Genomic DNA, 4,252 nt, shown 5'->3' on the forward strand with positions numbered 1-4,252 from the left:
TTACGCCTGTAGCGTGTGACGACACGGTTTGCAAAAATCGCTGAGGCAGACCATGCTAGGCCCCTGAAAAGTAACGACCAGATCTCAACAGTATGCTCAAAACTGCCGCTGAACTGTCGAAGTTGGGGTTGCCAGTCCTCCGCGATGCAGGTGATCAATCTCGTTGAGAGCATTAATTGTCAGGCGGCATCCGAAAGGGCTCGCAGCCGGCCGCCGCAGAGCAGAAGAGAAATATGTCCTGGCGTCCCGTTAGAGGGCCGCATCAGCAGAATGCGCTCGTCAGGCTCGTGCGTGCAGCGAAGGTCTGTTTTATCCGGCAGCATTGTCCGGAGGCTGTGTGAAAACTATCGAGAGCTTTTACAAATGCCAAAAATTGCCAGATTTAGGCGCGCTCTGGTCGAGCTGAACCATCAAATTAGCAACACCCGAAAACGAGCGGCGCGAATTCATGAAGAATCCCGAGTTTTCACACAACCTCTCCGCATAACAGACCTCTGGACTCTGCACGGCGAAGGTCCGCCGTGAGCTTTTCTACGCCAATCGTCGTGCGCGCTGCATTTGACATCTTACTTGATAATGCACATCGCATGCAGGCAGGAGCCAAATTTACAAACTGGACTAAGCTTGTCTAACCAATATAGGTGCGTCAGCCGGGCCCAGAGGCCGGCGTCGCCAAACCGGGATAGCGAAAATATGCAAACGCTGAGCTCAATCCTTCAAGGGGTCAGCACGCTCTGGAGCCGCCAGACGCCTGCGTTGCGCGGCATCGTGCTAATGTGCGTGTCCACAGTCGCATTCTCAATCATGCACGGTCTGGTACGCTTCGTCTCCGATGTACTGCCACCTTTTCAGATCGCTTTCTTTCGCAACATCTTCGGTCTGGCCTTTTTGCTACCGCTTTTATTGCGCTCTCGCTTTGCAATGCTGCGCACAAAGCGGATCGGGTTGCACGCGCTGCGCGGTGTCATCAACATCGTAGCAATGCTTATGTTTTTCACCGCACTTTCAATCTCACCAATTGCAAAAGTCACTGCACTTAGCTTCACCGCGCCAATCTTTATGGCTATCTTAGCCGTCCTGCTGCTGGGAGAGCGCTTTCGGATCTACCGATGGCTGGCCATACTGTTCGGGTTCTTAGGCATGCTGATCATTCTGAGGCCGGGTTTCGTAGCCATCGACACCGGCGCGCTTCTGGTAACCGGTTCGGCCGCGCTTTGGGCCGTTGCGATGGTTTTGATCAAGATTTTATCACGTACAGAATCGAGCCTGACGATCGTTGCCTATATGGGTATTTTCCTTGGGGTTTTCTCCATCTTTCCAGCACTCTGGGTTTGGCAGCCATTCGGACTGCAAACGCTTGGCTGGATGGTGTTTATAGGTTTCTTCGGCTCAATCGCCCAGTTATCGCTCAGCCAGGCTTTGAAGGAAACCGATCCAACAGCGCTGATGCCGTTTGATTTTCTCAAGCTGATCTGGGCTGCAGTAATCGGGGCGTGGTTCTTCGCTGAAGTTCCTGATCTCTATACGTGGAGTGGAGCAGCGGTAATCTTCTTGTCCGGCCTCTTTATAGCATTCCGCGAACGACAGATTAAAAACCGGTCCCCATCTGCCACTTGGCCTATAGCGTAGCGGCAAGCGTTATACAGCGGGCGCCGAAAGCGAGAAAACGGGCCCCAAACGGGAGAGGCTGTTTCCCTAACCGCGGCTCAATATATAAACAGCCGAAACCGGTCGTTCATTCAGCCCGCAGCGAACGGCCGCAATGAGCTCAAAACCACCTGATGGATTGCGCGCGTTTGGGCATTAGAGTTTCTGACTAAGGCAGATGCCAGTCCCATCAACGCTATCTGGAAAATTTGAGAAACCGACACGAGCAAAAATTACCATTCTGGGCGCGGATGCCATAGGATCGTCAACAATCAGGAGAACCTTTTGCAGTGATATCACACCTTATGACACTTCTTGTGTTTCAGTTGATTGGTGAAACCCTGGCGCGCAGTTTTACTCTGAACTTGCCTGGTCCCGTCATCGGGATGGCATTTTTTCTGTGTTTTCTGGCAGTAGTTCCAAGAGCGGCAAAAGCGATCGAACCGACAGCGCAGGGCATTCTTTCACACTTGTCCTTACTTTTTGTACCCGCAGGCGTCGGCATCACTGGTCACCTCGATCGCCTGGGTTCTGACGGCTTCGTCATTTTGATAGCCCTGTCTATCAGTACGGCAATCTCGATTGCAGTGGCGGCCCTAGTATTCGACCGCGTCAATCGCCTGACGAGCAAGCAAAAATGACCGATCTGACTGAAATTTGGACGTATCTTGCGCAGCAACCGCTTCTATGGCTGACATTGACCTTGATCGCCTATGTCATTGGAGACACTGCCTTTCGTACTTCTGGAGGACGTCCCTACGTTAATCCGGTATTGATCGCAGTTGTTATGCTCGCCTTCTTGTTGTGGATCAGCGCTACCCCTTACCAAACTTATTTCGAGGGCGCGAAGTTTGTGCATTTCATGCTTGGTCCGGCAACGGTCGCCCTCGCGGTGCCACTTTACAGGAATTTCGAGAAGGTCCGGCAGTCAGCCATCCCTTTACTCTGCGCACTGGTTGTCGGCTCTGGCACCGCGATCCTGAGCGTTTTAGGCATCGCCTATGCCATGGGTATCCGCGGAGAGGTGCTTCTGTCTCTGGCGCCAAAATCCGTAACGGCTCCGGTCGCAATTGGTGTCTCGGAGTCTATAGGAGGATCACCAACTCTGACAGCTGTGGTTGTCATCGTGACGGGTGTTTTGGGGGCCATAATCGCAACTCCTTTGCTAAACATGCTGGGGATCCGGGACTGGCGCGCAAGAGGGCTTGCCGTCGGCATTGCCTCACATGGCATTGGAACGGCCCGCGCTTTCCAGGTGAATGAAACGGCAGGTACATTTGCTGGTATCGGGATGGGTCTCAACGCTCTACTGACGGCAATTGCGGTTCCCTATCTGGTGCTACTTTTCTTGTGATCCGACTATAGATCATACGGTATTTCGGAGGATGTCAAAGGGACTATCCTCGTTACAGCATTATCCGCCGCCGTGCCAGCAAGCGGCGCGGAAATCTTAGTTCGGCTGGATCAGGTCCGTAATCTGGCCCACCGCAACCCTGCGGTTCAGAGGCTCCGCTTCCAGCGCCGGAACCAGTGGAAAGCGTTCCCCCATAACTTTGCACGACCATGTTTTCAGGCCGCACTCCGAAATACTCGGACAGGGCCAGCGCAACAGTTTCGGCGCGGCGGTCCGACAACAGCAAGTTGTAACTTTCGTCACCGACGGCATCGGTATAGCCCATGTCTGCAACATCTTCACCGCGGAGAAATACTACAATTTCTTCAAAGCAGCAGGATATGAAACCGATTGAACGCAACACGCTCTAGAGCCTGGGCTTACGCCCCAAAAAATGATCGAAGCTGGCAGGTGTCAGTCTTGAGTTCGCCGCCAAAAGCGGTCGTTCGAAATAGCTTTTTGTTTATCCGCTTTCAGGGCAAGCATGCACAAACTCATTTGCGCTCACTTTCCAGCTAAATCGTTTACCCAATCGATGATACCCGCCGCAGGCATCGCGCCGGCCTGTCGCTTGACTTCATGCCCACCACGAAAGGCAATCATAAGCGGAATCCCACGGATCCCGTAGCGCTGGCCCGTTTGCGCAAAGGCCTCGGTATCCACTTTGGCGAAGCGGGCCTTGCCTTTCAGCGTCGCAGAAGCCTTGGCGAACTCCGGAGCCATCATCCGGCAGGGACCACACCATGCCGCCCAGAAGTCCACAACGAGAGGGATATCATCTATCCGAGCGGCCCTCTCAAGAACGTCGAAGGACACTTCGATCGGTTTGCCTTGAATTAAGTCTGCTCCGCATGTTCCGCATTTGGGTCCTGACGCTAGTCTCGCTTCAGGTATCCGGTTGCCCTGTCCGCAAGCAAGGCACGCAAGTCTTAAGGCCATAGAAGGCTCCATAAGTTCGGTTTCTCATATATATGCTGCAGTTTGGAAGACTTTCATTTGCGATGGGTCAAGTTATTGGAAACTGCCTTATTAGGATTCCATCGAAGTCCGCTGAGCTGACGTCACACAGTTAACAGTAGTATCGCACTCGCACCTGCAGCACCTTATGCTACAGACCAACACCTTTACAGGAACACACAATGAACGTCATCAGCGCGCATCCCGGTAAGCCGCACTATCTCAATCGTAGCGGCTGGCTTCGCGCGGCAGTCC

Annotated in this window: 5 protein-coding genes; 3 read left to right on the forward strand and 2 right to left on the reverse strand. The window is 53.3% G+C overall.

Annotation, left to right across the window (positions count from 1 at the left end):
- Positions 1 to 693 precede the first annotated feature (693 nt).
- The 3 genes from Q1B15_RS15670 to Q1B15_RS15680 all read left to right on the forward strand — a co-directional run bounded on the left by Q1B15_RS15670 (position 694) and on the right by Q1B15_RS15680 (position 3,001).
- Positions 694 to 1,629, forward strand: coding sequence for a DMT family transporter (locus Q1B15_RS15670; RefSeq protein WP_299755291.1), 936 nt, complete (start codon positions 694 to 696; stop codon positions 1,627 to 1,629).
- Between the two features lie 323 nt (positions 1,630 to 1,952).
- Positions 1,953 to 2,288, forward strand: coding sequence for a CidA/LrgA family protein (locus Q1B15_RS15675; protein WP_299755294.1), 336 nt, complete (start codon positions 1,953 to 1,955; stop codon positions 2,286 to 2,288).
- On the forward strand, positions 2,285 to 3,001 hold the full coding sequence (locus Q1B15_RS15680) for an LrgB family protein (RefSeq protein WP_299755297.1): 717 nt from the start codon (positions 2,285 to 2,287) through the stop codon (positions 2,999 to 3,001). The genes Q1B15_RS15675 and Q1B15_RS15680 overlap by 4 nt, the downstream gene beginning before the upstream one ends.
- Positions 3,002 to 3,053: 52 nt before the next feature.
- On the opposite strand, the gene Q1B15_RS15685 is transcribed toward Q1B15_RS15680, so the two are convergent.
- Both Q1B15_RS15685 and trxC read right to left on the reverse strand, forming a co-directional pair.
- A complete protein-coding gene (locus Q1B15_RS15685) occupies positions 3,054 to 3,326 on the reverse strand; it encodes an OmpA family protein (protein WP_299755300.1) in 273 nt (90 codons plus the stop codon).
- Between the two features lie 218 nt (positions 3,327 to 3,544).
- Positions 3,545 to 3,979 carry a thioredoxin TrxC gene (gene trxC, locus Q1B15_RS15690; RefSeq protein WP_299755302.1) on the reverse strand — a complete coding sequence of 145 codons (435 nt, stop codon included), beginning with the start codon at positions 3,977 to 3,979 and terminating at the stop codon, positions 3,545 to 3,547.
- Positions 3,980 to 4,252 lie beyond the last annotated feature (273 nt).

This window comes from uncultured Boseongicola sp., assembly GCF_937988555.1.
GTDB lineage: Bacteria > Pseudomonadota > Alphaproteobacteria > Rhodobacterales > Rhodobacteraceae > Boseongicola.

What these genes read in the sequence shown, in the direction of transcription:
- Q1B15_RS15680 (WP_299755297.1), top strand. Translation starts at nt 2,285, where the DNA reads ATGACCGATCTGACTGAAATTTGGACGTATCTTGCGCAGCAACCGCTT.
- Q1B15_RS15675 (WP_299755294.1), top strand. Translation starts at nt 1,953, where the DNA reads ATGACACTTCTTGTGTTTCAGTTGATTGGTGAAACCCTGGCGCGCAGT.
- Q1B15_RS15685 (WP_299755300.1), bottom strand. Translation starts at nt 3,326, where the DNA reads ATGGGCTATACCGATGCCGTCGGTGACGAAAGTTACAACTTGCTGTTG.
- trxC (WP_299755302.1), bottom strand. Translation starts at nt 3,979, where the DNA reads ATGGCCTTAAGACTTGCGTGCCTTGCTTGCGGACAGGGCAACCGGATA.
- Q1B15_RS15670 (WP_299755291.1), top strand. Translation starts at nt 694, where the DNA reads ATGCAAACGCTGAGCTCAATCCTTCAAGGGGTCAGCACGCTCTGGAGC.